This is a genomic window from Ruegeria sp. YTSC325 (assembly GCF_059609525.1).
The window spans coordinates 133,678-159,073 of sequence record NZ_JBXWLY010000001.1; the positions used below are offsets into that span (position 1 = coordinate 133,678).

Sequence of the window (25,396 nt, forward strand, 5' to 3'; positions counted from 1 at the left end):
CTGCTGATCGCGGCAAAATGGACAGGTAGCAAGGGCAAAGAAATCCGGAATATGGGTGACTTTCTTAGGTACGGGGTTGCAAACCATTTGGCACTCAGCATTGAATTATTCCCTGTTGGCTATCACATATCGCCGTTTTTCTCCATGTCTGCTTTGGGCTCAAGGCAGTCGTTCGCTGCGCAGTGCATCAGTGACCGCTGTGCGGACCAAGCCGACGTTCAACGTTAGCTAGCGAGATGGCCAGTATGCCTTGAGATGTTTCGTCATGACACGAGACCCAGCTGCTGAGCGATAGAAGCAGCATCGTAGTAATCCCGACCTTCTACTACTTTGCCATCCTTGACCCGCATAACACTGCAATAGCGCGTCTCTTGCCACCTACCAGTTGGTTCGAACGATCCAAGCGAAGACTCAAGAAGGCCGGTATGGGTTCCGCGATTAATAAACTCAACCACTGCTCTGTCGCCATCTACTACTACGTTTGTGACCTTCACCTCTCCATCGGGGAACGCGCGTCGCCAGCGTTCATAGTCCATTCTGTAGCCCTCAGGTCCGATCTGGCTCTCGCTTCGTGGGATGATCGTAGTCTAGCGGTAGGTGGATACAGCCAACACCAAAAAACAATGCTGGAAGGGTAAACCGTCTTTTCTGTCCTTGACCCGCTTGCGCCCGCCGGCCGCTTGTGACGCATCCGTCGGATTTGCGCGCGATGCGACGTATAATTGATGAAGGCTAACCGCCGAATTTGGGATAAATGAAACCGTTCACCGGGTAAAAACTGCCATATCTCCCCGGATGGCTTTCAACCCGGACCAACGTCCAATCATTGTTTTTGGATACATCCTTGACGCCCATTTTCAATGATACCTTGTTGCGGTGCCAGTTGGCATGGTTCACGATGACTTCCCTGTCGGTGATAACATCGGATACGACAGCCACGTGACCAAGGGGCATCCCTCGGGTTGCTCTAAAGGACATGACCGCTCCGACAACCGGTTCACTGCCTCGCTCAAAATTATTGCGCGCTTTGCCCCACCAGTCCTTGGCGTTTCCGCGAATTTCGATGCCACTGAGGTTGCGTGCGTAGGGTACGCACCACACCCTTTGTCCTCGAGCTTGTTTTTGTGAGACCTCGAGCAACGCCATGGACTGACGTTCTGGGTCGAGATCCGCGTCGTTTGAACTCTGAGCACAGGCAGATACAAGAACAAAAAACCCCATCGCAAACGCAGTACGCGCAGCGCCGGGTAGGCGCTGCCATTTGGCATTCGTTTTGCTGTCGCTGTTTTGCAAGAAACTACATTGCCGGTATGAGCGGTTTTAGAGTTTTAAGGCGATCTTTCGGCCTGTGAAAAGAGCCTAGTTTATTCCCCGGCAGGAATTTGCCAGGTGGTGTTCCCGATCTGCGGGCCGAGCGCGAGGCTTTGCGAAGTCAGCTTTCCGTGCGTAGTCGCCGTCGGTTGACCGCGCTGCACCGGTAACTAGCGGCCCGAAGGAGACGTTCCGTGCGTAGTTCATCAGTGACCGCTGCGCCAACGTTCCTGTCAGTAGCGTTTTTTGTTTGAACAGCGGATCTTAGTACTTAACTTTGGCGCAAAAGTACATTGGCTGTAGAACGGACAATCGCTGCGCATTGTAAATGCCTATTTTTGTGGACCTAGGCAGTCGCGTCGAAGTCTGCGTGATAATGCTCTAGATTGTATCCTATCAGCGGCCAGTCACGTTTTTTGGGTAAAGAACGATTAATTCAGCATTCTTTCCGAAACGTCCTCAAGAATAGCGTGCAGATCAAACTCTTCGCCTTTTTCCGCAAGTCTCCTATCGTGCAGAATGAAAGACAGCCCGTGCACGAAGCTCCACAACAAAAAACCACGACGACGGACTTCTTCTGTGATTCCCGGTTCCCCAAGGCATTTTGCAACCTCAGTTAGCAGAATCGAAAAGTTTTGCTGACCGCCTTCTTCCAGTCGGGGATCCGCGATGCGGTCTGTAAAGCCGCCAAATTTTAATCTGAATATCCCGGGCTCACTTAAGGCGAAAGCAATATACTCCATACCGATTGCAGTAATGCGCTCGGGAGATCCTTCAGAAATGCCGTCAAGCGCTGCTAGCATTTTGCTTCGGTGACGGTCCATCCCTTCCAGAACTGTCGCGACCAGCATTTCTGTCTTATCTTTAAAGTGTTTGTACGGTGCCGCAGTCGATACGCCCGCCCGTCTGCAGGCCTCGGAAACGGAGAACCTGTCTGGTCCTTTCTCTTCAACCAACTGCCGCGTTGCCTCGATCAGCGCAGCGCGGAGATCGCCGTGATGGTAGGCTTTCTTGCTTACTGAATGGCTGGTTGTTGCGTGATATTTATCTGTGCTGCTCATGATCCAACATGTGCCAGATCACGTATTCCTTGTCAAAGTGAGAACTTCTAACATATGTTAGAGATGCTAACTTGATGAGGTCCCCAAATGTCGAGTCCTGCGGATTTACCAACTGAAACGACCAAGCCGAACCTATTTTCGCGTATGCTGCGCGGTATTGTGCGTCTCTTGGTAACTATCTGTTTTATAGCCGTCGCAGCTGCTGCAGTTTACCTTGGCGCTTCAGAGCTTAATCGTAGGGCAGATGCTGTTCCTTCACCGGAAGCGGCCGCAGTGACCCCTGTTTCAGCAACGCTCATCACGTCGGAGAGCGCTTACACGGTCGACCGTGTGTTCATCGGACAAGTCGAACCTCAGCGTTCAGCGGATATCTCTTTCGAATTGAATGGTACGCTGGACCACATCCTGGTGGATGAGGGTGACGAGGTCGCTAAGGGCCAGCTTCTCGCAACACTGGATGTAGCTTTGTTGGAGGTCGAACGCGAAAGACTGTCAGCATCACGCGATGCCATTGCAGCCCAACTTGCATTCGCAAAGAAAACCGTCGAGCGAAACGCTAAACTTATCGAGCAAGGCTTTACCAGTCAGGCCCGCCTCGATGAGGCAGTTTCCCAGCAAGATGAATTGCTTTCCAGAATTGGTGAACTGGATGCGGGATTGCGCGACGTCACCGTTCGGATCGCGAAATCCAGCATCGAGGCACCTTTTGCGGGTCAAATAACCGCTCGGCACGTGGACGGCGGAGAGACTTTGCGTTCGGGGCAGTTGGTTTTGGGAATAGTCGAGGTCGTGTCGCCGCAGGTTCGGATCGGTATCCCGCTCGACGTTGACCCTGCGTTGCTATCCGACGTTGAAATTGAAATAGAAGATCAAAGCTATAGGGCTGACCTTGCAACTTTGCGACCCGATATTGATCCGGTAACCCGAACACGAACTGCGCTTTTCGATCTTAGGAACAGACCGGACGTTGCCTTCGGACAAACTGCCCGGGTGCATGTACTTGATCCCGTCCAGAACGCAGGAACCTGGGTGCCCACGACTTCACTTAAAGAGGGGAAGCGCGGGCAATGGACGTTGCTGGTTGCCGACGCGCAGAAGACTGTGCGACTGGCAACGGTCGAAGTGCTTCATGCCGAAGATGACCGTGTATTTGTGCGAGGCGTTTTTCCTGAAGGCACCGTCCTGATTGATCAAGGGCCGCAGCGCGTTACCGTCGGTCAGCGCGTCGACTTCAGCATTGGCGAGTGACGGAGCGACATGATGGAAACCCTTACCTTTCGCCATCCCCGGCTCGTCGCCCTCATAATTTTGGTGCTTGTATCTGCAGGCCTGTCTTCGTTCCTATCACTGGGGCGGCAGGAAGACCCAACGATTACCAACCTCTTCGCTACTGTTACGACGCAGTTCCCGGGTGCAGACCCTGAACGGGTCGAAGCGTTGGTTACTGCAGAAATCGAAGAAGAGCTTCGGAAAATTGCCGAGGTGGATGAAATCAGTTCTGTATCCCGCTCGGGCGTTTCGGTTGTTTCGGTGGAATTGCTCGAGACGCTGGACGAGGCCACGATTGAGCAGGTTTGGGCCGAGGCTCGGGATGCGGTTGAAGACGCTCGACAAAACTTTCCGAGTGGAGTCGGGCAGCCGGAATTCGATGCCGAGGGTATTTCTGCCTATTCTGCTGTTATCGCGGTCGCGGCCGAAGAGCCTGACTTTCCGATAACTTTGCTTTCGCGTCATGCCGAAGCGTTGGGTGACAGATTGCGCGCGATACCTGCTACGCGGGCAGTGGACTATTTCGGTCAGCCGGAAGAAGAGGTGCTCGTAAGTGTCGATATGGACAAGGCCGCTGCGCTTGGGCTTGGCGCCGCAGAAATTTCGCAGAGAATCGCCGAAGCAGATGGAAAGGTTCAGTCTGGGCGGTTGCAGTCCGATGTCGACCTGACCATAGGCATCAGCGGTGAAATTGAAACTCTGGACCGTATTAGGAGCATCGTCCTGCGTGAAAACGCGGAAGGTGCCGTTGTGCAGCTCGGAGATATTGCCAGCGTGGACCGTGGCGCGCGCGAACCGCAGTCTTCAATCGCGTTTGCCAACGGCAATCCGTCCGTTCTAGTCGGGGTACTGGCGCAGGATGGCGTACAGATCGACCGCTGGACCGGTTTTCTTCGGGATGAGCTTGAGGCCGGGACCGCATCGGTACCTTTGGGCATGAAGGAAATACTGCTGTTTGATCAAAGCCAGTACACGACGGATCGTTTGTCAGAGGTTGCGATCAACATGGCTATTGGCGTGGCTCTGGTCGTGGCTGTTTTGTTCATTACCTTGGGGGTGCGGGCAGCAGCGATTGTCGCTTTGGTGTTGCCGGTTGTCTCATTGGCAACGTTGGCAACAATGAACATGATTGGATTGCCAATTCATCAGATGTCCGTAACGGGTCTGATTGTTGCACTCGGTCTGCTGGTCGACGCAGCGATCGTAATGACCGATGAAATTCGGCGCCGTCTGCAGGATGGGATGGAACGGCTTGCGGCCGTGCGAGATGCTGTTCGCCGGTTGGCTACACCGTTGCTGGCGTCGACTGTGACAACGGCGCTTGCCTTCACGCCGATGATCTTGCTTCCGGGGCCCGCTGGCGACTTTGTCGGTGCTATCGCTATAGCCGTCGTGCTTATGCTTGTTTGGTCCTTGGTTGTGGCGTTGACAGTGACTCCAGCCGTTGCCGGCTGGTTACTATCCGATCGCCCTGACGCAGGAATGCTGAGCCGTGGTATCAGTATCCCCCCGCTTGCCCGCTTGTTTGAGGCGTCAATTCGATTGTCCGTTGCTAATCCGGTGCGATCCATCGCGTTGGCATTGGTCTTGCCCGTGCTTGGCTTTGCGGCCTTTCCAACCCTGACTGCGCAGTTCTTTCCGGGCGTCGACCGAAACCAGTTCTATATCGAGGTCGACATGCCAGGTGGAACTTCAATCGCCACCACCGAAGCAACCGCGCGACAGATTGACGAAATCCTACTGGCCGATGACGGCGTCAAGAGTGTTTACTGGACTGTGGGTGAGTCTGGCCCGGCATTCTACTACAACATCGTTGGTAACCGTTCACGCGAGCCTGGGTTTGCACAAGCCATGATCACGACCGACACGGCCGACGACGCTGCCCGCCTTGTTGGAGCGTTGCAGAACCGTCTAGATGTCGACTTTCCTGACGCTCAGATCATCGTTCGCAATCTTGTACAGGGCCCCCCAGTCGCTGCACCGGTTGAAGTCAAAATTCAGGGGCAGGACATCACGGTTTTGCGCGATCTTGGCGACGAAGTGCGTTCGGTCATGGCAAATCTCGATTTGGTGACCCAGGCGCGTGCGAGTGTGAACGGAGGCAATCCCCAAATTCGGTTCGAGATTGACGAGGTCAAAGCCCGTCTGTTGGGGCTGGACGTAGCGGATATAGCTGGCCAGATGGACTCGGCGCTTGTGGGCATTACCGGCGGATCACTGATCGAAGGGACAGAACAACTGCCAGTACGCGTTCGCTTAGGCGACGAGGTACGATCAGATCTTAGCGCAATTGTCAGTATGCCGATCCTTTTGCCGAACGCTGCTGAAATATCTGCGATCGGAGTTTTTCCCGGCGTACCGTTGTCAGAACTAGCCCGGCCAGTGATCGAACCGGCCGAAAGCGTCATAACCCGAACGGATGGCACGCGCGAGAACACTATACAGGCGTTTATAGTGCCCGGTGTTTTGCCTGAAGAAGCATTGCAGGACGTATTAACGGCGCTTGACGCGTCGGAGTTTGATCTGCCGCAAGGCTACAAGATGACTTTAGGCGGAGACAGTGATGCTCGATCCAATACCGTGGGTAATCTGCTCGCGTCCGTGGGTTTGATCGTAACACTTTCCATCGCGACCATCGTGCTAACCTTTAACTCGTTTCGCCTGACACTTGTGACCTTGGTCGTTTGCGTTCTGTCCGCAGGCCTTTCAATGTTGTCGCTGGCAGTTATGCAATTCCCATTTGGAATAAACGCGATAATTGGGGTCATTGGTTCAATCGGGGTTTCGATCAACGCTGCAATCATTATCTTGACCGGGTTGCAACAAGACCGGCAGGCCAGCCAGGGCGATCAGGCGGCCATGGCTCGCGTCGTTATTGGTTCCAGCCGTCACATTGTCTCGACCACGGTCACAACATTTGGCGGCTTCCTGCCTCTGATATTGGGCGGAGGTGCATTTTGGCCACCATTCGCCGTGGCAATCGCCGGAGGCGTTCTGTTGTCAACCGTTGTATCGTTTTACTTCACTCCACCCGTTTTCGCTTTGGTGTATCGAGGAACATTCAACAAAATAAATTCGGCCAATCACGACCATTCTGAGCCCTGCAATGATATTGTTGCACTTGTGGCAGAGTGAGGATTGAGTCGCCTTCTATAGGCGGGTTGTAATGCTTCGATGTGGTCGTGGTTCAACGCAAGCTTTCTAATCTGCTTCGTCTCGTAAGTGGACTATGCGCAATCTGCTTTTCTAGAATCTACTGCACTTGGCTATCGCGGCGATAGCCGTTTTGAGCTCATCGGCGGCATACGTTGAGCTCTGCATGAGTGGCTTCTATGAGACAGCAAGCGGATCATCTGCTTTGCTTGAGCCTCGGTTTAAGCTCCGCCTGACATTAGGATCGGTGTGGTACATTTGGTGGTGGTTCCAAAAGAGTATTAAATATTGTTTATATTTAATAGTGCTTTAACGAATTAGTTATACTGCCTTCGTCTCCGCCATCAACACAGAATTTGTGTGCTCTTCCGCCTATTTTGATGGTTTCTTGTGGATCGAGTTGATCACAACACGACATTCCAACCCGCCCAGCACCTTTGATCTGCCCAGATCCAGCTTGGCTCCGTATGCGTTGAGCAAATCGACCGCAATCGCCAAACCTAGTCCCGTTCCAGCGACAGAGGTGTCTAGTCGCCCGCCTGATCGAAGAGCTTCGCGCCGGTCATCCTCGGGGATACCCGGTCCGTCGTCCTCGATATGAATTTCAATACTGTTCCTTTTGGCCATCGCCGAAACACGCACAGTTTGACGACACCATTTGACAGCGTTGTCCATCAAATTACCCAGGACTTCCTCGATGTCCTGGGGATCCATCCGTACCCAAAGGTTTTTTTGTCGGATGACTTCGAGCTCTTTGCCGTCACGTTCGGCCATGCGAGAAAACAGGCGCGACAACCGGTCCACCGAATTGGACAGATCTGCGCGCGAATGGCTAAGTTCGGCTGTGTTCATAGCCCTCATTCGTGCCAATGAACGACTGAGTTGAGCGTCTATCCTGTCCAGTGCTTCCTGCGCGGTGTCGATCGTGGCGCCATGTTCAGCAAGGCTGCTCAATTCATTGCGAAGGATCGCTGTCGGCGTCTTGAGCGCATGCGCAAGGTCGGCAGTTTGTCGACGCGACCCTGATACAATATCCCGATTACGCCTTGAAAGTTTGTTGAGGTCGTCGACCAATGGCGACACCTCATCAGGATAGTCGTCAGGCTTGAGCCCCTCATCCGTGTCCCAGCGATGTGCAACATCTGTGCGAAGTTTGCGAAGAGGACCCATGATCGCAGACATCAAAAGCAAAGATCCGGCGACCCCAATCAGGCCCACCAGAGTAAACACCGGCAGCAGGCTGCGCTGCGCGGCCCGGCGCTCGGCAATGAGCTCGTCGCGACTCTCGGCTACACTGACGCCCCATACGGTTCCGTCCTCGTACGAGATTTCCTGATAGATACTGCGCAGGGCCTCACCTTCAGGGCCGGTTGTGTTCCAGAAGGTTGCGGACGCCGTGGCAACGACAGGTTCCGCGATGGTTTCATCGAACAGAGAAGCCGAGGTGAAAACCTCATCCCTTCCGTTGGTCACCTGCCAATACCGCCCTGAATAAGGTGTGCCATAGGCCGGATCGAACATCAGATCCTGCAATGCATCCGGGTTGTCTGTCGTGACACTTAGCCCGACAACGAGCTGCGTGTGGCGGTCACGCAGATTGGAGTCAAATTGATCCGAGACCCTTGAGTTGATGTAGGATAGAACTGCCAAAGTGCCCACCGCAACCGAGATGGCACCCGTGGCAACGCCGCCCAGCAGGGCTCGTTCCCGTAGTGACAGCATCAGGCGCTGTCGATCATATAGCCGCGCCCGCGTACGGTTTTGATCAGTTCGGGACCCAGCTTTTTTCGAAGACGTGTGATGAAGACAGCGATCGTGTTCGAATCCCGATCACCATCATATTCGTAAATATGCTCGGAAAGCTCGGTGCGCGAGATCAGACGGCCCCGGTTATGCGCCAGATAGGTCAGCACAGCAATTTCCTGTGCAGTCAGATCAACCGGAACGTCTTTCGCTGTTACTCGTCCGTTTTTGGTATCCAGTGACACACCCCCCATCTCGATCAGGGGATTAAGCTGTCCGCTTTGTCGACGTAGGATCGCACGCACTCTGGCTGCCAGCTCGGGCATATGGAAGGGTTTGGTCATGTAGTCGTCGGCGCCAGCATCCAGACCGTCGACCCGTTCGCTCCAGCCATCCCGTGCAGTAAGGATCAGCACTGGGGTCTTGACGCCGTTCGCGCGCCATTCCCGCAAAACCGAGATACCGTCCCGTTCCGGCAGACCGACGTCCAAAACGATCACGTCGTACGGTTCAGTTGATCCAAGATGAAGCGCCTCAAGCCCATTGTGCGCGACGTCCACAACCCGGCCTTCGGCGTTCAGAAGTTTTTTGATCTGAGCGCAAAGATGCGGCTCATCCTCTGCAAGCAATACTCTCATAGGTGAAAACTACAATGCTTCGGCGAAATGTTCATCGGTTATCTTCCGCGTCCGCCATTTCCGTTACCGTTGCCGCCGGAGTTACCACCACCGCTGTTGCCACTGCCGGAGTTACCACCACCGCTGTTGCCACCGCCAGAGTTGCCGCCACCGCTGTTGCCACCACCGCTGTTGCCACCACCGGAGTTACCGCCACCGCTGTTGCCACCACCGGAGTTACCGCCGCCGGAATTGCCATTACCGTTACCGCCGGAATTGCCATTACCACCGGAGTTGCCACCACCGGAATTGCCACCGCCGGAGTTGCCGTTGCCGCCGGAATTGCCATTACCATTGCCACCGGAGTTGCCTTTGCCGTTTCCACCGGCATTGTTGTTTCCGCTGTTGGCCCGGTTTCCAGCTTGGCTTTTGGAATTGGCCGATTTGCCGTTATTCGCCTGAGCCGCTTCGCGTATTTGCCGACCAACACTAGATCGATTCGATACGACAACGCCGGTCTGGGCATCAACAATAACACTTATAATGCTGCCGTTGGGTTTTTTGACCAGAATCCGGTAGTAGACCCTGTCCGTCTGAAACGCGCGTGCGTCCACAGGAGTGCCGCCAAACACTTTTTCAACGCCACGAATAACTCTTTTCAACCGAATTGCACTGCCAGTCTTTGTCGCCTGGCGTAACTCGGATTGCTTAAGTTCGCGCGCGTCAGCAAACCCCTCACCAGTCATGAGAAGGGTGGCAAAAAGCGTTACTGCTACAAGCTTTAACATCACGGTTACTGCCTTTGCGTAGATCACCCTAAAGATTAATTAATTCTATGTGAACTAGTGATGAACAAACAGTTTTTCGTGTGTTCAGTGTGCATCATGTCAAATGCAATCAAAGGGGTGATTCTGCCTCTGGCGACTAAGTGGGGGCTGTCGTTCGGAATATTTCGATCCGCGAGGGCCAAAGTAAGTGAACATGAAGATCAAGACGACAAACCTCCTGAAAGCTTCTGCTGTTGCCGTGGCCTTAGTTGGCTCTGCTGCTGTTGTTATGACGGTCGCGGTGCCTGAACCCGCCTTTGCCAAAGGGGGGCAAGGCAATGGCGGGGGCAACGGTGGCGGTAAAGGCAATGGCGGCGGTAACGGTGGAGAAAAAGGTAACAGCGGCAAAGGGAATGGCGGCCAAGGCGCAGGCAAAAATGATGGCGCAAAGGGTAAAGGGGGACTCAACCGTAGCGGTAAGAAAACCGCGGGGTCGGGAAGTAAGTCGCTTGGGGGAAAAGGCTTCTCTTTGAAGGATTTTTTCCAAGGCAATAAGTCGTCCAAGAAATCGTCCAAGTCCAGCCGTTCCGTATCCTCTGGCTCTCAGCAGAAAGATGCCGTGACCGAAGTGACAACATCTGTTCGGCCACAGGGCCGGAGCAAAAAGGTCAAAGCGTCCGAGCTTCTTCAGGCCCATCCTTCTGAACTTGGTGCCTTGAATGCGGCCAATGCCAGCCCGACAGCGTTGTTGAATGCCTCTCCGAATTCCCGTGTCGGCCGGATCGCAATCTATCGTGATACCGTGCTGGCAGGTTTTGCCCTCGAAGAGGATCTGGAAGAAGCGATCGAAACGCTTGCGGGCCTGGAACAGCCCGATCGTACAACCGATGAGATCGAAGATGCGCTTGATGAAGCGCAGCAAAATGTCGACGAGAAACAAGAGGTTGTCGACGGTCTGGAACAAGACCTGGCGGATGCCGGTGGTGAGGATGAAGCAATCGAAGAGGCGTTGGGCATTGCAGAAGCAGAGCTTGCGGAAGCCGTAAAGGAGGAGCAGGAAATTGCGGATGAGCTGCAGGATGCTGTCGACTACAACGATGCGGTTGCAGAAGTTGAAGATCTAACTGAGCAAGTTGAACAGCAGCCAGACCTGGAGCGTGAAGCGCTTGAAGATGCGGCGAACAAACCTGTAACCGACGAAGTGGAGGCGACGGTGCGAGCCATGCTCGGGCTCGAATAAGACATGATCTCATTGCCCTGAATCTCACGGAGGCAACGAGAGCCGGGCCAGCCTTTATCATCCACCTACAAAACATTGGCTGGCCCGGTAATCGACTAATGGATGTGAACTGAAGACGAAAAGGATCGCGCACCCGTACTCACTCTAGGCGCGAATTAAAGCCCGCTCTTATTATGAGCGGGCTTTTCCCTTTTTTGGGGGCGAGTAGCGCCAGAATGTTGGTCCGAAATCACTTGGGCGCGGCGGGTTTATTTTCTTCCTGAAACCGCATTTCTCTGACGATGCCCGCAAGCGTAATGTTGATCGGAGGAAAACGTTCACGACCCCGCATTCCCACCGCAGGGCTGCTGCTGCACCTGACCGACTTAAATGTGTATCGCTCCACCGAAGACCACGGTGTTGCAATCAATATGGCAGACTTTGTCATGTTATTCCCTTTGCAGAATCTCGGGACGATTAAGGTGTTCAGATTCAATTAATACGAATTGTGCCAAATCTTGATTGAATGAAGTGCGAATACATTATTCAACTTCCGTTAAAGTTGTTGCGAAAATGAGAACAACGCCACTTTAATTCGCCGAATCGACGTAGCCGTTCCCAGCGTAGGCAAATAGGCTTTGGTTTTCGGGAGTTTTCCAATTGTTCCAGTCCGCCCCAAAAATCGCAATTTTCGAGCTATTTTTTCAGAGTATTAATTGAAAATGAACCGATCAGGGGGATTCTCAACGCAGTATGAATTTATTTAACTTCTTGTTATTGAATGACTATTTAGAACCTTTTTCTGTAGAAAATCTTCGTTAATTTTCAGTTCATTTCACATTCATTTATTGTAATCTAAACACCCGATTTGTGGCAAATTGGGGACAAAATCTCAGGCAATGGTGAAAAAAATTTACGTTGCCCCGGAGATTCAAATGCCCAGAATTCGGACTCGAAGACAACTGAACTCAATTTTAAGTGGTCCTTCTAAAAAGGGACGTTTCGCCACTGGCGAAGAAGGCGCTTTGACGATTTTTGCGCTTTTCGTCTTTCTCATGTTGTTGGCCGCGACGGGAATCGCAGTTGATGTCGCCAACTATGAGCGCGACCGCGTTAAGCTACAGTGGGTTCTTGACAATGCGGTGCTTGCCGCCGCCAACCTCGAGCAGACACTGCCACCAGAGGAAGTGGTTAATGCGCATCTGGCGGCGCAGGGGCTGTCGGAGTACCAAAGCTCAGTAGCTGTTCAAGAGGCGTTTCAGGACCGGACGGTCGCCGCAGCGATCGGGGCAGAATACGATACAAAATTCATGCGCCTGAGTGGTATCGACTCTATTCCTTTGGGTATCGGAGCCGCGGCCAATGAAGCTGCGCCCCATACCGAGATCTCATTGGTGCTGGATATTTCGGGCAGTATGGGCAGCAACAACCGTGTCGACTTGATGCAAGCTGCCGCCAAGGCGTTCATCACCAAAAGCCTCAGCCGAAATGAAGACTCCACAACGGGGACCAAGGCGGACAAGCAGACTTCGATCAATGTCATCCCCTTTGCTGGTCAAACAAACCCGGGGTCGACGATGTTCGAATACCTGGGTGGTGAACGGTTTGGCACGACCACAGAAGAGGGGTATTTCCCGACCTGGAAGCAGGATATTTCCAACGTTGTCTTCTGGTTTGACACCAGCGGCGACGGTTCACCGGATTACTCTGTAAAGATTGACAGCTTTCCGGACAACGACGTGGATGGTTTCGACAAAGACGACGTCGACACCTACTATTACTACGTCAAGGATTTCGCCATCGAGAACTCTGTCCTGACCGAAGACGCAGAACTGGTTGGTGCTTCGATCAAGGGTGGTAAGCAAGCAACCGAATACTACAGCGTCACGGGTGACATGGAAGCCAGCGAAACTAAATTCAACAATATCGATGCTGAATTGCAGTTCAATGATTTCCACTCATACTACCAGACCATCCCGAACAATGAATCGTCCTGTCTGGAACTTTCATATTCCGATTTCATGACGTCGCAATTGCCATCCGGTTCGACCGAGCAGGTGCCGTACTTCGTGAATTGGGACTATGACGAGACCACGCAGAACTGGGGTTGGTGCCCGGATGACGAGATGAGCATCAAATACGCTCAGAACGACGAGGTCACTCTGCACAGCTTTATTGACAACCTGCGTCTGTTCGACGGCACTGGCACCAATTACAGCCTGAAATATGCGCTGGCTCTGCTGGACCCGTCCTCGCGCGATGCCTTTGCCTATCTCAGCACAATGGGTGAGGTTCCGGCTGAATTCGCGAACCGTCCCCTAAACTGGGATCATGAGGACACGTCGAAATACATCGTCATCATGACCGATGGCCGGACCAGCCCGCAGGTTCGCCCAGCTGATGAAATGGAAGAAGAAAACGGTCTGACCGAGCTGGTCTCGCGCCCGTCAGAAGACACGACCATTACATCGTCACAGGTTACCAACTTGCAGCTGTTCAAACAGCAGTGTGAGCTGGCCAAGGCGAACAACGTGATCATCTATGCGGTTGCGTTTGAAACTTCAGATCAGGCGGCGGCCGAGGTCAAGGCATGCGCCTCGTCGCCTTCGCACTATTACGAGGTTACCGGCGAAGAGATCATCGACTCGTTCGTGTCGATTGCCGGTTCCATCCAGAAGCTGCGGCTGATTCAGTAACCATGCAAAAGGAGCACACGTGGTGTGCTCCTTTTCGTTTTCCCTCTACCGCTCGGTTCCGAAAGGGCCGGGCGATTTTTTTGCTTTAGCCCAGCAGTGTGGCGGTTGAGGATCTGTCGAAGTCCCAAATCACTGCGCGCTCAACGCTGGCGCAAGGCAAACCAAAATTCGGCACATCCAGTACGTGCGAACGGTGCTGAATTTCGAAGTGTCAGGCGTTGGATGGGGTCGTTCAGGAATAGCCCAAAACTTTACGGGCAACGCGGAAGCATTCCAGAGCCTGTGGAACGCCGCAATAGATACCGATGACATGGATGATGGCGCGGATCTCTTCTGGTGAAACACCGTTGTTGATCGCGCCTTTGCAGTGAATTTCCCACTCATGCATTTTGCCCAGGGCGCCGATCATCGACAAGTTCATCATCGACCGTGTTTTGGCGTCGATGACATCATCACCCCACCCAAAGCCCCAGCACCATGCTGTCATTGCTTCTTGGAATGGGCGGGTGAAGTCGTCAGCCGCCGCGAGGTTCTTTTCGACATATTCTGCGCCAAGAGTGTTTTTGCGTTGTTCCAGGCCTTTCAGAAACAGGTCTTCGTTGAACAGGTCTGACATTTTCACCTCTGAAGTTTTGTTTGTACGCTAAGCGTCGGGCCAAGAAAATTCGACCTATTTTCCTAGCCTTTAGGCAGGTCAGCCATCAATGGCGTCGCGCATCCATTGTTGCAACCGTGCGATTGAATGTTCGGACATAACCCCACAGCCGGGATCCAGCACCAGCGGTCCGGGGCGATAGCCGCGGGATTTCAGGCCGCGGTGGACGGATTCGACCAGACGGATATCCTCTTCGACCGTTGTCTCGCGGTCTTGCACGGCCAGTTGGCGGATGACGGCGCTTTCCGATCCGCCCTCGGTATACCATCCGCGCCAGACGTTGCAGTGATCGGCGTCATTCGCGCGCCAGTGATAGGTGTTCAATACGTTACCCGGATAGCACTGGAACGAGAACATTGGCCACAGGAACCACGACTGGTAGTCGCCCGCATGAGGCACGGACATGTCGATGGGGTAGGTCATCTTGTCGAGGCTCTGACACTCGGTCGTATGACGTAGGACATAGCCGCCGCTGGCGTCGGGCTGAATGTCATAGGTCTCGGGCTTGACGACGCCTTCGGCAAAAGTCGGGTGGTTGGTCGGGCAGTGATAGCATTCCGAGTAATTCTCGATACTGACCTTCCAGTTGCAGTTTTCCGGGATTTCCACCCATTCCAGCGGTTCCAGGTCGTCGATATGCGGCACAAACGCACGGATTTCCTCGCGCACGCCGGGATACCAATCGTCCATGGGGGCTGCATCATCGTCGAGGTTGACGAAGATGAAACCGTTGAACACTTCGGTCCGGACCGAGGTCAGGCAGATCGCGCTGCGGTCGAAACCGGGAACGGATTTGATATTCGGGCCGGCCCGCAAATGACCTGTCAGCTCATAGGTCCATGAGTGATACGGGCAGACGACCACGCGGGTATTGCCCGCGCCACTGACCATCTCATGCGCGCGGTGTTGGCACACATTGTAAAATGTGCGGATTTCCCCGTCGCGACCCCGAATGCAGAACAAGTTCTGGCCTGCGATTTCAAACGCGAAGTAATCTCCCGGTTCGCGCACCTGCGCCACGTGACCGGCAAATTGCCATGTTCGGGCCAGAAGCCCCTGCATTTCCTGCGCGAAAATCGCGGGGTCTGTATAGTATCGCGCGTCCAGTGAGTGGGTCAGGGGGGCGTTCATTCGGGCTCCTCCGCGTAGAGGCCAAGTTGGTGTCTGCGTTGATGAAACCGCTCCACCCGCTCGACGATTTCGTCGCTGGAGACGGCCACCACAAAGGACAGCAGCGTTTCCAGCAAGGCGATGGTCGAGACGGAGGAGGGGAAGAATTGCGGTGTATCAGCTGCCACGACAAAGCCGTGCTGCGCGTTCAGAATGACCGGGCTGGCCGGGCTGTCCGATATACCCACGACGGTCAGGCCCTGTTGCCGGGCCAGCTTGATCGCATCGATCACCTCGGTCCGGTAGGGGTGGCAGGTGATGGCGATCAGCACGTCCTGTTCATCGGCCCAGGCCAGATCGTCGACCGGAGTTGATCCGGGACGGGGGATGGCGTGGAATTGCTTCATCCCCGTCGAGGCCAGATAGGTGAAATTGCGCGCGTTCGAGTTGTTGACGCCCACGCCCAGCGTGAAAATCTGGCGGCAATTCCAGATATCTTCAGCCGCCGCTTGCAGGCGCTCGGCGTCGATCCCGGCGAAGGTGTCTTCGATATTTCGGATCGCGGCGCCAATCATGTCAGCATAGAGCCCGCCCAATTCTCCAGACTTGCCAATGTCCTGCAACCAGCGCGCGCGGTCCGGAAACGACGCGGTGCCGCGCCGAATCGCGTCGCGAAACGGGGCGCGGAAATCCTCGTACCCTTCGAACCCCACTTGCCGCGCCATGCGGACAAAAGTGTTGGGCTTCACCTTGGCGGCTTCGGCGATTTCGCGCACGGTCGAAACCCCAACATCCGTGGGGTTTTCCAGCACATAGCGTGCAGCCTTTTGCGCCTCGGGCGTCAGCGCCTCCCATTCCTCCGTAAGGCGGTCGAGAACGATTGATGATACATTTGTGTCATTCATGATTGACGATGGTACAAATGTGGAATTAGCCTGTCGAGCAGAAAAGCGACTCGGGAAGAGGAAATGTCATGTCCGAGAAGAAATTGCCCACCCACGCTCGCGTAGTCATCGTCGGAGGCGGCGTCATGGGGGTCGGTCTGGCCTATCATCTGGCGCATGAAGGTTGGGGCGAAGATACCGTCCTGCTAGAAAAGGCCGAGCTGACCAGCGGCAGCACGTGGCACGCGGCGGGCCAGATCACGCATTCGACCTCAAGCTTTGGTCTGGGCAAATGCGTGGACTACAATATCGGTCTCTATTCCGGCGCGTTGGAGGCTGAAACCGGCCAGCCGGTCACATGGCACGGCTGCGGCTCGTTCCGCTTGGCTTATACCGAGGATGAGATGGACTGGCTGCGCCACACCTTGTCGGTGGGCCGCTCGCTGGGGTTCAACATCGAACTGGTCGGTCCTGAGAAGGTGGCCGAACTGCATCCGTTCTACAATCTCGACGGTGTGTTGGGTGCGCTGCACACGCCGGATGACGGGCATGTGGACCCGACAAATGTGACCATGGCGATGGCGACGGGCGCGCGCCAAAAGGGCGTGCAAATCTTCCGCAACTGCCGCGCGACGAACATCACGCAGGCCGAGAATGGCGAGTGGGTGGTTGAAACTGAGATGGGTACCATCACCTGCGAGCATGTGGTGAACGCAGGCGGCACCTATGCCCGCCAGATGGGCGAATGGTCCGGTCTACAACTGCCGATGACCTCGATGACCCACCATTATTTCGTGACCGAGCCGGTGCCCGAGTTCCAGAATCTGGACACGGAATTGCCGGTGATCCGCGACGACCGCAAGGTCTCGGGTTATATCCGGATGGAGCAACAGCGCGGGCTGATCGGGATTTACGAGAAAGAGAACCCGAACTCGGTCTGGCATGATCACTGCCCGTGGGAATACGAAAACTGGCTGTTCGACGCGGATTACGACCGTGTGATGCCGTGGCTTGAGGAAAGCCTGAACCGTATGCCGATCTTTGCCGAACTGGGCATTCAGCGTGACGTGCACGGCGCGATCTCGCACCCGCCGGACGGCAACCCGTTGATCGGGCCTGCGCCGGGTGTGCAGAACTACTGGTGCTGCTGCGGTACGCAGATCGGCATTGGCTGGGGGCCGGGTCTGACCCGCGAACTGGCACGCTGGATGGTGCATGGGGCGGCCGATATCTCGATGCGCGAATTCGACCCGCGCCGGTTCGGCAGCTATGCCACGAAGGACTGGCAGGTGATCAAGGCCGTGGAAGATTACTGCCTGCGCCACGAAATCCCCTTTCCGCATTTCAACCGTCTCGAAGGGCGTCCGATCAAGCCATCGCCGCTCTATGAGCTGCTGAAATCCAAGGGCGCGGTGCATGAGGAAGTCTATGGGTTCGAGCGCCCCCGCTGGTTCGCCCGCGATGGGGTGGAACAGCGCGACCACTATTCCTTCCGCCGTACCCCAGCCGACGACATGGTGGCCGCCGAGGTCAAGGCGGTGCGCGAACGCGTGGGCATCATGGATGTGACGGCCTTTACCAAGGTCGAGGTTTCGGGGCCGGATGCCTACGCCCTACTGGATCGGCTGACGGCCAACCGGATGCCGCAAAAAGTGGGCTCGATCACGCTGACCCATATGCTGAACCGCCGGGGCCGGATCGAGTTGGAGACCACGATTGTCCGCATGGCTGAAGATCGCTTCTATCTGGTATGCGCCGCGTTCTTCGAACAGCGCTTGCTGGATCACCTGACGCAACAGCGGGCGGATGAGGATGTTCAGATTACCGCCCTCTCGTCCGATTGGTCAGCCTTGTCGCTGAACGGTCCCCGATCGCGGGACGTACTGGCGCGCTGCACCGATGCCGATTTGACCAATGTCGGGTTCCGCTGGTTGTCCGCGCAGGAAATCACAATCGCAGGCCACAAGGTCTGGGCGTTCCGCATGTCCTATGCCGGGGAACTGGGCTGGGAGTTGCACATGTCCAACGCCGCTTGCCTCGACGTTTACAACGCACTTTGGGGTGCGGGTGAGCCGCATGGCATCGCCGACTACGGCAGCTTTGCCATGAACGTGATGCGGATGGAGAAAGGCTTCAAAGGCGCGGGTGAACTAACCAATGAAGTCACATTGGCCGAGGCGGACGTGCTGCGCTTTGCGCGCACCGACAAGGAGTATCTGGGCAAGGACATGACCCTGAACACCGACCTTCCGTGGATTTGCGCCTATCTGGAAATCGAACCGGATGGTGAGATCGACGGCCATGGCGGTGAGGCAGTGATGCTGAATGGTCGCGTGGTCGGCTCGACCGCTTCAGTGGTCTATGGGGATACCGTCGGCAAGATCCTCGCCTTTGCCTACATCAAGCCCGAGGCCGCCACGCCCGGCACCGCATTGCAGGTCGTGATCCACGGTCAATCCCGTGCAGCGCGAGTGCTGGGCGAACCGGCCTATGATCCGCAAAGCCTGCTGCCACGAACCGACGCTGTACTGGAGGCCGCGCAATGATCTTGCCTGATAGAATGAAAGCTATGGTCACGATGGGCCATGGCGGTCTAGAGCAGATGGTGCTTCACCCAGACTGGCCTCGCCCCGAACCTGGGGCTCATGAAGTATTGATCAAGGTCGCCGCCTGCGGTCTGAACAACACGGACGTCAATACGCGGTCGGGCTGGTATTCCAAGACAGTCACCGACGCGACCACCGGCGGCGCGTTTGATGAGGTGGGTGAGGAAGACCCCACCTGGGGCGGCAACCCGATCACCTTCCCGCGCATCCAGGGGGCGGATATCTGTGGCTATATCGTAGCCGTGGGTGCAGGTGTCGACCCCGCCCGTATCGGTCAGCGCGTAATCACCGACGGCTGGTTGCGCAACCCGGATGATCCCGGAAACAAGGACAAAACCGGCTACTACGGCTCGGAACGGGACGGAGGGTTTGCCGAATATGCCACCACTCTGGCCGTGAATGCAGTGCCGATTACCTCTGATTTGTCGGATGCGGAGTTGGCGACGTTTTCTTGCTCCTACTCAACCGCCGAAGGGATGCTGACCCGCGCCAATGTCGCCGAGAAAGACACGGTTCTGGTGCCCGGAGCCTCGGGTGGTGTCGGCGGCGCATTGGTGCAATTGGCCAAACGGCGTGGCGCGCGCGTTATCGCAATGGCGTCCGAGGCGAAACATGCCGACGTCGCCCAGCTTGGTCCTGACATGATCCTGCCGCGCGCACCGGAAAACCTGCGTGCCGCGTTGGGCGGTGAAAAGATCACGGTGGTCGCAGATGTGGTCGGCGGCCCCTACTGGCCGACCCTGGTCGACATCCTCGAACGCGGCGGACGCTATACCTGCTCCGGAGCCATCGCGGGCCCGATGGTTGAGTTCGACTTGCGCACCTTCTATCTGCGCGACCTGACCTTCACCGGCTCTACCGTGATTGATCCGCAAGTCATGCAGAACCTCGTGAAATATATCGAGGCGGGTGAGATCAAACCGGCTCTTGCAGCCACATACCCGCTTGAGGAGTTGCGCGAGGCGCAGGCGGCTTTCATCGCCAAGCAGCACACCGGCAATATCGTGGTGATCCCATGACTTTGGATGATGTGCTGAACGCCGCGCGACAGCTGCACCAAACGCATCCTGATCTGGCTGCGTTCGGTGATTGGCCAGATGATCTGTGCGCCGTTGACGTGTCGCCAAACGCGATCCCGGCGGTTCCTCTCGTGCAGGCGATCCAGTCCGATGTGGGGCCGACCCAAGCCCTTACGAAGGCGATCTGCGCAACCGCGCATCTCGCCGATTGGAAGCTGACTTACACCGAAGACGAAGTCGGTGCCGACTTCCTGAACCGTTTTGGCTATTATGAACTGTTCGGTCCCACGGGCCATTTCCACTCGACAAAGCTGCGCGGTTACGTGGCCTTTTGGGGTGAGGGGTTGGCCTATAATTGGCACAGCCATCAGGCCGAAGAACTGTACCTCATCGCCGCCGGCCGTGCGAGGTTTCACGTCGCTGGCAATGACGCCGAACTAACACCCAACCAAACTCGTCTGCACACCAGTTGGCAAAGCCACGCCATGACGACCACCGACAGCCCCATCCTGACCTACGTGTTGTGGCGCGGCGAAGGGCTGGACGCCTTGCCCCGGATGGACGCCGCATGAAAATCACTCGAATCCGTATCTATCAGACCGGGCTGCCCTATGTCGGCGGGGCCTATGTTTGGGGTGCGGGCAACGCGATTCAGACGGCCATCGCCTCGGTTGTAGTGATCGACACCGATGCCGGGCTGCAGGGCTGTGGAGAATTCACGCCCTGCGGCGAGAATTACATAGTTGCGCATTCTCAGGGCGTTCCTGCTTTGGCCGGTCTGGTCGCCCCATCTCTGCTGGGCGAGGATCCACGGCAGGTTGGGCGGATCGAACAGATGATGGACCATCTGGTGCAGGGGCACGGCTATGCCAAGGCTCCGTTCGACGCGGCGTGCTGGGATATTCTGGGGCAGGCCTGCGCGCAGCCCGTCTGGATGTTGCTGGGCGGCAAGCTGACGGACGGTGCCCCGATGTATCGGGTGGCACCGCAGAAACCGGTCGATGAAACCGTGGACGAGATGAACACCTATCGTGATCAGGGATACCGTCAGTTCCAGATCAAGGTGGGCGTAGATTGGACCACGGATATCGACCGCATCAGGGCCACGGTCCCTTTGCTGCAACCGGGTGAGATCGCCATGGCCGACGCCAATCAGGGCTGGCGCGTGGATAACGCGATCCGAGTGGCTCGGGCGACGCGCGACCTGGACTTTATCCTCGAACAACCCTGCAGAACGTACGAGGAATGCCAACAGGTCCGCCGCGTGGCCGAACAGCCGATGAAGCTGGATGAATGCCTGACCGGAATGCACATGGCGCAGCGGATCGTCGCGGACCGGGGGGCCGAGATCTGCTGCCTGAAGCTTTCCAATCTCGGCGGGCTCAGCAAGGCTCGGCGGGTGCGCGATTTTCTGATTGAAAACCGTATTCCAGTGGTGGCCGAGGATACATGGGGCGGTGAAATCACCACTGCCACCGTCGCCCATTTTGCCGCCTCTACGCCCGAGGAATACCTGCAAAACACCACAGACCTGATGAACTACAACACCCGCTCGACCGGATGCGGCGGGGCTGTGTCGCGAAACGGCAAGCTCTACGCGCCAGATGCGCCAGGTTTAGGTGTCACCCCTGATTTCAAAAGCCTCGGCGCGCCCGTGGCAGAGTACGCGCTATGAAGATCAAAACCATCACCGTCAACCAAATCGACCTGCCGCTCGAACATCCCTATTGGCTGTCTGGCGGGCGTCTGAAATTCGAAACGCTGGACGCAACGCTGGTTAAGATCGAAACCGATACTGGCTTGATCGGCTGGGGCGAGGGCACGCCCTGGGGCCATACCTATGTGCCGGCCCACGGTCCGGGTATCCGTTCGGGAATCGAGACCATGGCCATGTTTATTCTGGGCCTGGATCCGCGCCGCGTGCTTGATGTGGAACGCGCCATGGATACGGCGCTGCCCGGCCACCTCTATGCCAAAAGTCCGATCGACATGGCCTGTTGGGACATCGCCGGGCAAGCAGCGGGCCTGCCAATTGCTGATCTGATGGGCGGCGGTTCCCGCACCCCACGCCCGATTGCCTCGTCCGTCGGTGCCAAAACCGCTGAAGAAACGCGCGAGGTGATGACCCGCTACCGCGACCGTGGTTACATCGCCCATTCGGTCAAAATCGGCGGAGACGTCGAACGCGACATAGCCCGCGTTCAAGATGTTGAAAGCTTCCGCCGCCCCGGCGAGATTGTTCTTTATGACGTGAACCGGGGCTGGACTCGCCAACAGGCGCTGCGCGTGATGAAAGCCTGCGAGCCTTTGCAGGTGATCTTCGAACAACCCTGCGAATCCCTCGACGACATCGCCGCCATCTCGGGTCGCCACGCCTCACCCGTCTCAGTGGACGAAAGCCTCGTCACCCTGCAAGACGCCACCCGCATCGCGCGCCATGGTCTGGCCGAGGTCTTTGGCATCAAGCTAAACCGTGTCGGCGGCCTTACTAAGGCAGCCCGAATGCGCGATATCGCGCTGGCCCACGGGATCGACATGTTCGTCATGGCCACCGGAGGCACCGTTCTTGCCGATACCGAAGCCCTGCATCTGGCCGCCACCATCCCCGATCAGAACTGCCATGCCGTCTGGGCCTGCCAGGATATGATCACCGTCGACATCGCCAACGGTCGCGGTCCCCGTAACAATAACGGACACCTCCACCTGCCGGAAACCCCGGGCCTTGGCGTCCACCCCGACGAAGATACCCTCGGTCCCCCAATCGCAACCTACGAGGCCCCGCGATGATCCGCCCCTTCATCTGGCTAGAAATATCTCGGGGTGTGAATTGGCCGAAGGCCAAGAGAGGGGCTGGCCCCTCTGACTGCACAACATCAACACCCCAAGGACGGCCTGAATGAAAATCACCGCCATCACCCTCTGGTCCGTCGACCTCACCAGCCACGAAACCTACCACATGGCCGAGGGCAAAACCTGCGCCACCGTCAAAACCCATGTGCTTTGCCTTGAAACCGATACTGGCCTTAAAGGATGGGGCGAGATCTGCCCGATTCCCCACTATCTGCCCGCCTATGCCGATGGCGTCCCAGCGGCGATCACCGAAATGGCCCCGGAAATCCTCGGAATGTCGCCCTTCGGGGCCGATGCCCCGATGCGCAAGCTCGACGGGTTTCTACAGGGCCACCGCTACGCAAAATCGGCCGTCGATCTTGCCCTATGGGACCTGTTCGGCCAGGCCACAGGCCAGCCGGTCTATGCGCTGTTGGGTGGGCGCACGCGCAAGGACATGCCGCTCTATCACTCGATCACCTGCATAGACCCCGATGAGATGGCCCGCATCGCGCAGGCCGCCTATCAGACCGGTATTCGCCAGTTTCAGGTCAAGCTGGGGGTCGAAGCCGACTGGCAGGCCGATGCCGAACGCTTGACCAAAGTGCGCGAAGCTGTGGGTTCAGGCCCCATCGTTTACGGAGACTGGAACTGCGGCGCATCGCGCCTGCAGGCCACACGCACGGGCCGCGCCGTGGCGCATTTGGATGTGATGCTGGAACAGCCCTGCAAAACGCTGGAGGATTGCGCCGCCGTGCGGCAAGCCACCGGCCTGCCGATGAAGATCGACGAAAACGCACATGATCTCGCCTCGCTGCTGCGCGCGCATGAATTGGGCTGCATGGATGCGGTTGCGTTGAAATTGTCCAAGTTCGGCGGTCTGTCGGCTATGCGCCGCGCGCGCGATCTGACAGTGCATCTGGGGGCCGAGATCTGCGCCGAATGCACATGGGGATCCGATATCGTCACCGCCGCCGCGTTGCATTTCGCGGCTTCGACCCCGCATGGCTCGTTGATGAACACCTGCGATCTGTCCTCATACGTGGGCCCGCGCCTCTGCCCGGATGCCCCCAGCCGCAAAGACGGTCGCATCGCCCCGCCCGAAGGCCCCGGTCTGGGCGTGACGCCTGACCTGGAAACCCTTGGTTCCCCGATATTGGAGATCGCCTGAGATGCTCAAGATCAACACCCAATCCGAATGGATCACCCGCGCCAACGCCGCCTTGCCCGCCGGGGGATTTGGCAATTTCGACCCCGGCATCATCATCGCCCGTGGCGAAGGCAGTCGCGTCTGGGATGAGGACGGCACGGAATATATAGACTATCTGATCGGCTCCGGACCGATGTTGTTGGGCCACGGCCACCCCGAGGTGATGGAGGCGGTGCTGGAACAACTGCCCAAGGGCATGACTTTTTTCGCCAACAACGCCAAAGGCATCGAACTGGCCGAGGCAATCATCGACGCCGTGCCGTGTTGCGAACAGGTGCGCTTTGTCGCCTCGGGTGGCGAGGCCGACATGTACGCCATCCGCTTGGCCCGCGCCTATACCGGGCGCGACAAGATCCTGAAGTTCGAGGGCGGCTATCACGGCATGAGCGCCGAGGCGCAGATGAGCCTCGCCCCCAGCCGCCATGTGAACTTCCCACAGGCGGTGCCCGACAGCGCCGGCATCCCGGCGGGCGTGGCCGAGCAGATGCTGATCGCACCGTACAATGACCTTGAGGCCGTTGCGGCGCTGTTGGACGAACATGACGATATCGCCGCGATTATGGTCGAGCCGCTGCAACGGATCATTCCGCCAATGCCCGGATATCTGCAAGGGCTGCGCGACCTGTGCGACAAACACAATGTCCTGCTGATCTTTGACGAGATCGTGACCGGTTTCCGCCTCGCTTATGGCGGCGCGCAAGAGAAATACGGCGTGACGCCCGATATCTGCACGCTGGGCAAGATTACCGGTGGTGGCTTCCCTCTGGCCGCGCTGGGCGCAAGCACCGAGATCATGAAGCATTTCGACAAGGCGCAGGTCGGCGAAGACGGCTGGCTGATGCAACTGGGCACATTGTCGGGCAATCCGGTTGCCTCTGCCGCAGGGTTGAAAACGATGGAAATCCTACGCCGTGAAGGTACCTATGAGCGTCTGAGGGCCACAGGGTCCGCGTTGCAACAGATGCAGGTTGATGCGCTGACAGCGGCCGGTATCCCGCATCAGGTTTGTGGCGATGAAACTCTGTTTGATATCTATTTCACCGATGCCCAGTGTCGCGATTATCGCAGCTCTCGGCACGATGACCCCCGACGCAACGTGGATTACAACAACAGCTTACGGGCGAGTGGCATCTTTAAATCGCCCGGAAAGCTCTACCCTTCCCTTGCGGTAACTGACACGGATATTGAAATGACAAGGGAAGCGGTCAATACGGCGGTCGAGTTGATTGCCAATAGATGACCGCACG

20 protein-coding genes are annotated in these 25,396 nt (G+C 56.6%); 11 read left to right on the plus strand and 9 right to left on the minus strand.

Going from position 1 to position 25,396, the window contains the following annotated elements; all coding sequences use genetic code 11:
* Window positions 1-263: 263 nt before the first annotated feature.
* From AC2FF7_RS00690 to AC2FF7_RS00700, 3 genes are all read right to left on the minus strand, one after another.
* Window positions 264-581 carry an ester cyclase gene (locus AC2FF7_RS00690; RefSeq protein WP_480867147.1) on the minus strand — a complete coding sequence of 106 codons (318 nt, stop codon included), beginning with the start codon at window positions 579-581 and terminating at the stop codon, window positions 264-266.
* A gap of 151 nt (window positions 582-732) precedes the next feature.
* Complete coding sequence (locus tag AC2FF7_RS00695; protein WP_496905158.1) at window positions 733-1,221, minus strand: CHAP domain-containing protein; 489 nt, start codon at window positions 1,219-1,221, stop codon at window positions 733-735.
* A gap of 521 nt (window positions 1,222-1,742) precedes the next feature.
* Complete coding sequence (locus AC2FF7_RS00700; protein WP_480866703.1) at window positions 1,743-2,372, minus strand: TetR/AcrR family transcriptional regulator; 630 nt, start codon at window positions 2,370-2,372, stop codon at window positions 1,743-1,745.
* Window positions 2,373-2,645: 273 nt separating this feature from the next.
* Here AC2FF7_RS00700 and AC2FF7_RS00705 point away from each other — a divergent pair, with 273 nt between their 5' ends.
* Both AC2FF7_RS00705 and AC2FF7_RS00710 read left to right on the plus strand, forming a co-directional pair.
* Entirely contained in the window at window positions 2,646-3,620 is a 975-nt protein-coding gene (locus tag AC2FF7_RS00705) for an efflux RND transporter periplasmic adaptor subunit (protein ID WP_480866705.1), read from the plus strand.
* Between the two features lie 12 nt (window positions 3,621-3,632).
* Window positions 3,633-6,776: an efflux RND transporter permease subunit gene (locus tag AC2FF7_RS00710; protein ID WP_496905043.1), complete on the plus strand. Its 3,144-nt coding sequence runs from the start codon at window positions 3,633-3,635 to the stop codon at window positions 6,774-6,776.
* Between the two features lie 390 nt (window positions 6,777-7,166).
* Here the strand turns inward: AC2FF7_RS00710 and AC2FF7_RS00715 are convergent, their stop codons facing one another.
* Genes AC2FF7_RS00715 through AC2FF7_RS00725 form a run of 3 tightly spaced genes read right to left on the minus strand, consistent with a single transcriptional unit; the run spans window position 7,167 to window position 9,942 of the window.
* On the minus strand, window positions 7,167-8,516 hold the full coding sequence (locus tag AC2FF7_RS00715; RefSeq protein ID WP_496850265.1) for a sensor histidine kinase: 1,350 nt from the start codon (window positions 8,514-8,516) through the stop codon (window positions 7,167-7,169).
* Window positions 8,516-9,175, minus strand: coding sequence for a response regulator transcription factor (locus AC2FF7_RS00720; protein ID WP_170353643.1), 660 nt, complete (start codon window positions 9,173-9,175; stop codon window positions 8,516-8,518). The genes AC2FF7_RS00715 and AC2FF7_RS00720 overlap by 1 nt, the downstream gene beginning before the upstream one ends.
* A 38-nt stretch (window positions 9,176-9,213) precedes the next feature.
* Window positions 9,214-9,942 (minus strand): PepSY domain-containing protein, encoded by a 729-nt coding sequence (locus AC2FF7_RS00725; protein ID WP_496905044.1) that lies wholly within the window; start codon window positions 9,940-9,942, stop codon window positions 9,214-9,216.
* 193 nt (window positions 9,943-10,135) lie between these two features.
* Here AC2FF7_RS00725 and AC2FF7_RS00730 point away from each other — a divergent pair, with 193 nt between their 5' ends.
* Window positions 10,136-11,161 carry a hypothetical protein gene (locus AC2FF7_RS00730; protein ID WP_496905045.1) on the plus strand — a complete coding sequence of 342 codons (1,026 nt, stop codon included), beginning with the start codon at window positions 10,136-10,138 and terminating at the stop codon, window positions 11,159-11,161.
* 1,004 nt (window positions 11,162-12,165) lie between these two features.
* Window positions 12,166-13,836: a pilus assembly protein TadG-related protein gene (locus AC2FF7_RS00735; RefSeq protein ID WP_496905046.1), complete on the plus strand. Its 1,671-nt coding sequence runs from the start codon at window positions 12,166-12,168 to the stop codon at window positions 13,834-13,836.
* A 232-nt stretch (window positions 13,837-14,068) separates the two neighbouring features.
* Here the strand turns inward: AC2FF7_RS00735 and AC2FF7_RS00740 are convergent, their stop codons facing one another.
* The 3 genes from AC2FF7_RS00740 to AC2FF7_RS00750 form a co-directional block, all read right to left on the minus strand.
* Entirely contained in the window at window positions 14,069-14,452 is a 384-nt protein-coding gene (locus AC2FF7_RS00740) for a carboxymuconolactone decarboxylase family protein (RefSeq protein WP_170353640.1), read from the minus strand.
* Window positions 14,453-14,530: 78 nt separating this feature from the next.
* A complete protein-coding gene (locus AC2FF7_RS00745; protein ID WP_496905047.1) occupies window positions 14,531-15,622 on the minus strand; it encodes an aromatic ring-hydroxylating oxygenase subunit alpha in 1,092 nt (363 codons plus the stop codon).
* Window positions 15,619-16,506 (minus strand): MurR/RpiR family transcriptional regulator, encoded by an 888-nt coding sequence (locus tag AC2FF7_RS00750; RefSeq protein ID WP_496905048.1) that lies wholly within the window; start codon window positions 16,504-16,506, stop codon window positions 15,619-15,621. Before AC2FF7_RS00750 ends, AC2FF7_RS00745 begins: the two co-directional genes overlap by 4 nt.
* A 68-nt stretch (window positions 16,507-16,574) precedes the next feature.
* On the opposite strand from AC2FF7_RS00750, the gene AC2FF7_RS00755 reads away from it, so the two are divergent.
* The 7 genes from AC2FF7_RS00755 (at window position 16,575) to AC2FF7_RS00785 (ending at window position 25,389) form a co-directional block, all read left to right on the plus strand.
* Window positions 16,575-19,031 (plus strand): FAD-dependent oxidoreductase, encoded by a 2,457-nt coding sequence (locus AC2FF7_RS00755; RefSeq protein WP_496905049.1) that lies wholly within the window; start codon window positions 16,575-16,577, stop codon window positions 19,029-19,031.
* Entirely contained in the window at window positions 19,028-20,110 is a 1,083-nt protein-coding gene (locus AC2FF7_RS00760; RefSeq protein ID WP_480866719.1) for an alcohol dehydrogenase family protein, read from the plus strand. Before AC2FF7_RS00755 ends, AC2FF7_RS00760 begins: the two co-directional genes overlap by 4 nt.
* A complete protein-coding gene (locus tag AC2FF7_RS00765) occupies window positions 20,107-20,682 on the plus strand; it encodes a dimethylsulfonioproprionate lyase family protein (RefSeq protein WP_480866721.1) in 576 nt (191 codons plus the stop codon). The genes AC2FF7_RS00760 and AC2FF7_RS00765 overlap by 4 nt, the downstream gene beginning before the upstream one ends.
* On the plus strand, window positions 20,679-21,785 hold the full coding sequence (locus AC2FF7_RS00770; protein WP_496905050.1) for a mandelate racemase/muconate lactonizing enzyme family protein: 1,107 nt from the start codon (window positions 20,679-20,681) through the stop codon (window positions 21,783-21,785). Before AC2FF7_RS00765 ends, AC2FF7_RS00770 begins: the two co-directional genes overlap by 4 nt.
* Entirely contained in the window at window positions 21,782-22,897 is a 1,116-nt protein-coding gene (locus AC2FF7_RS00775) for a mandelate racemase/muconate lactonizing enzyme family protein (RefSeq protein WP_496905051.1), read from the plus strand. Before AC2FF7_RS00770 ends, AC2FF7_RS00775 begins: the two co-directional genes overlap by 4 nt.
* A 109-nt stretch (window positions 22,898-23,006) precedes the next feature.
* The gene (locus AC2FF7_RS00780) at window positions 23,007-24,110 is read left to right on the plus strand and encodes a mandelate racemase/muconate lactonizing enzyme family protein (protein ID WP_496905052.1); all 1,104 of its coding nucleotides are present in this window, start codon (window positions 23,007-23,009) and stop codon (window positions 24,108-24,110) included.
* 1 nt (window position 24,111) lies between these two features.
* Window positions 24,112-25,389 carry an aspartate aminotransferase family protein gene (locus AC2FF7_RS00785; RefSeq protein WP_480866727.1) on the plus strand — a complete coding sequence of 426 codons (1,278 nt, stop codon included), beginning with the start codon at window positions 24,112-24,114 and terminating at the stop codon, window positions 25,387-25,389.
* Window positions 25,390-25,396: the final 7 nt, after the last annotated feature.

Coding starts and splice junctions, on each gene's coding strand:
- AC2FF7_RS00695 (WP_496905158.1), bottom strand. CDS start 1,221: ATGGGGTTTTTTGTTCTTGTATCTGCCTGTGCTCAGAGTTCAAACGAC.
- AC2FF7_RS00700 (WP_480866703.1), bottom strand. CDS start 2,372: ATGAGCAGCACAGATAAATATCACGCAACAACCAGCCATTCAGTAAGC.
- AC2FF7_RS00710 (WP_496905043.1), top strand. CDS start 3,633: ATGGAAACCCTTACCTTTCGCCATCCCCGGCTCGTCGCCCTCATAATT.
- AC2FF7_RS00715 (WP_496850265.1), bottom strand. CDS start 8,516: ATGCTGTCACTACGGGAACGAGCCCTGCTGGGCGGCGTTGCCACGGGT.
- AC2FF7_RS00720 (WP_170353643.1), bottom strand. CDS start 9,175: ATGAGAGTATTGCTTGCAGAGGATGAGCCGCATCTTTGCGCTCAGATC.
- AC2FF7_RS00725 (WP_496905044.1), bottom strand. CDS start 9,942: ATGTTAAAGCTTGTAGCAGTAACGCTTTTTGCCACCCTTCTCATGACT.
- AC2FF7_RS00730 (WP_496905045.1), top strand. CDS start 10,136: ATGAAGATCAAGACGACAAACCTCCTGAAAGCTTCTGCTGTTGCCGTG.
- AC2FF7_RS00740 (WP_170353640.1), bottom strand. CDS start 14,452: ATGTCAGACCTGTTCAACGAAGACCTGTTTCTGAAAGGCCTGGAACAA.
- AC2FF7_RS00745 (WP_496905047.1), bottom strand. CDS start 15,622: ATGAACGCCCCCCTGACCCACTCACTGGACGCGCGATACTATACAGAC.
- AC2FF7_RS00750 (WP_496905048.1), bottom strand. CDS start 16,506: ATGAATGACACAAATGTATCATCAATCGTTCTCGACCGCCTTACGGAG.
- AC2FF7_RS00755 (WP_496905049.1), top strand. CDS start 16,575: ATGTCCGAGAAGAAATTGCCCACCCACGCTCGCGTAGTCATCGTCGGA.
- AC2FF7_RS00760 (WP_480866719.1), top strand. CDS start 19,028: ATGATCTTGCCTGATAGAATGAAAGCTATGGTCACGATGGGCCATGGC.
- AC2FF7_RS00765 (WP_480866721.1), top strand. CDS start 20,107: ATGACTTTGGATGATGTGCTGAACGCCGCGCGACAGCTGCACCAAACG.
- AC2FF7_RS00770 (WP_496905050.1), top strand. CDS start 20,679: ATGAAAATCACTCGAATCCGTATCTATCAGACCGGGCTGCCCTATGTC.
- AC2FF7_RS00775 (WP_496905051.1), top strand. CDS start 21,782: ATGAAGATCAAAACCATCACCGTCAACCAAATCGACCTGCCGCTCGAA.
- AC2FF7_RS00780 (WP_496905052.1), top strand. CDS start 23,007: ATGAAAATCACCGCCATCACCCTCTGGTCCGTCGACCTCACCAGCCAC.
- AC2FF7_RS00785 (WP_480866727.1), top strand. CDS start 24,112: ATGCTCAAGATCAACACCCAATCCGAATGGATCACCCGCGCCAACGCC.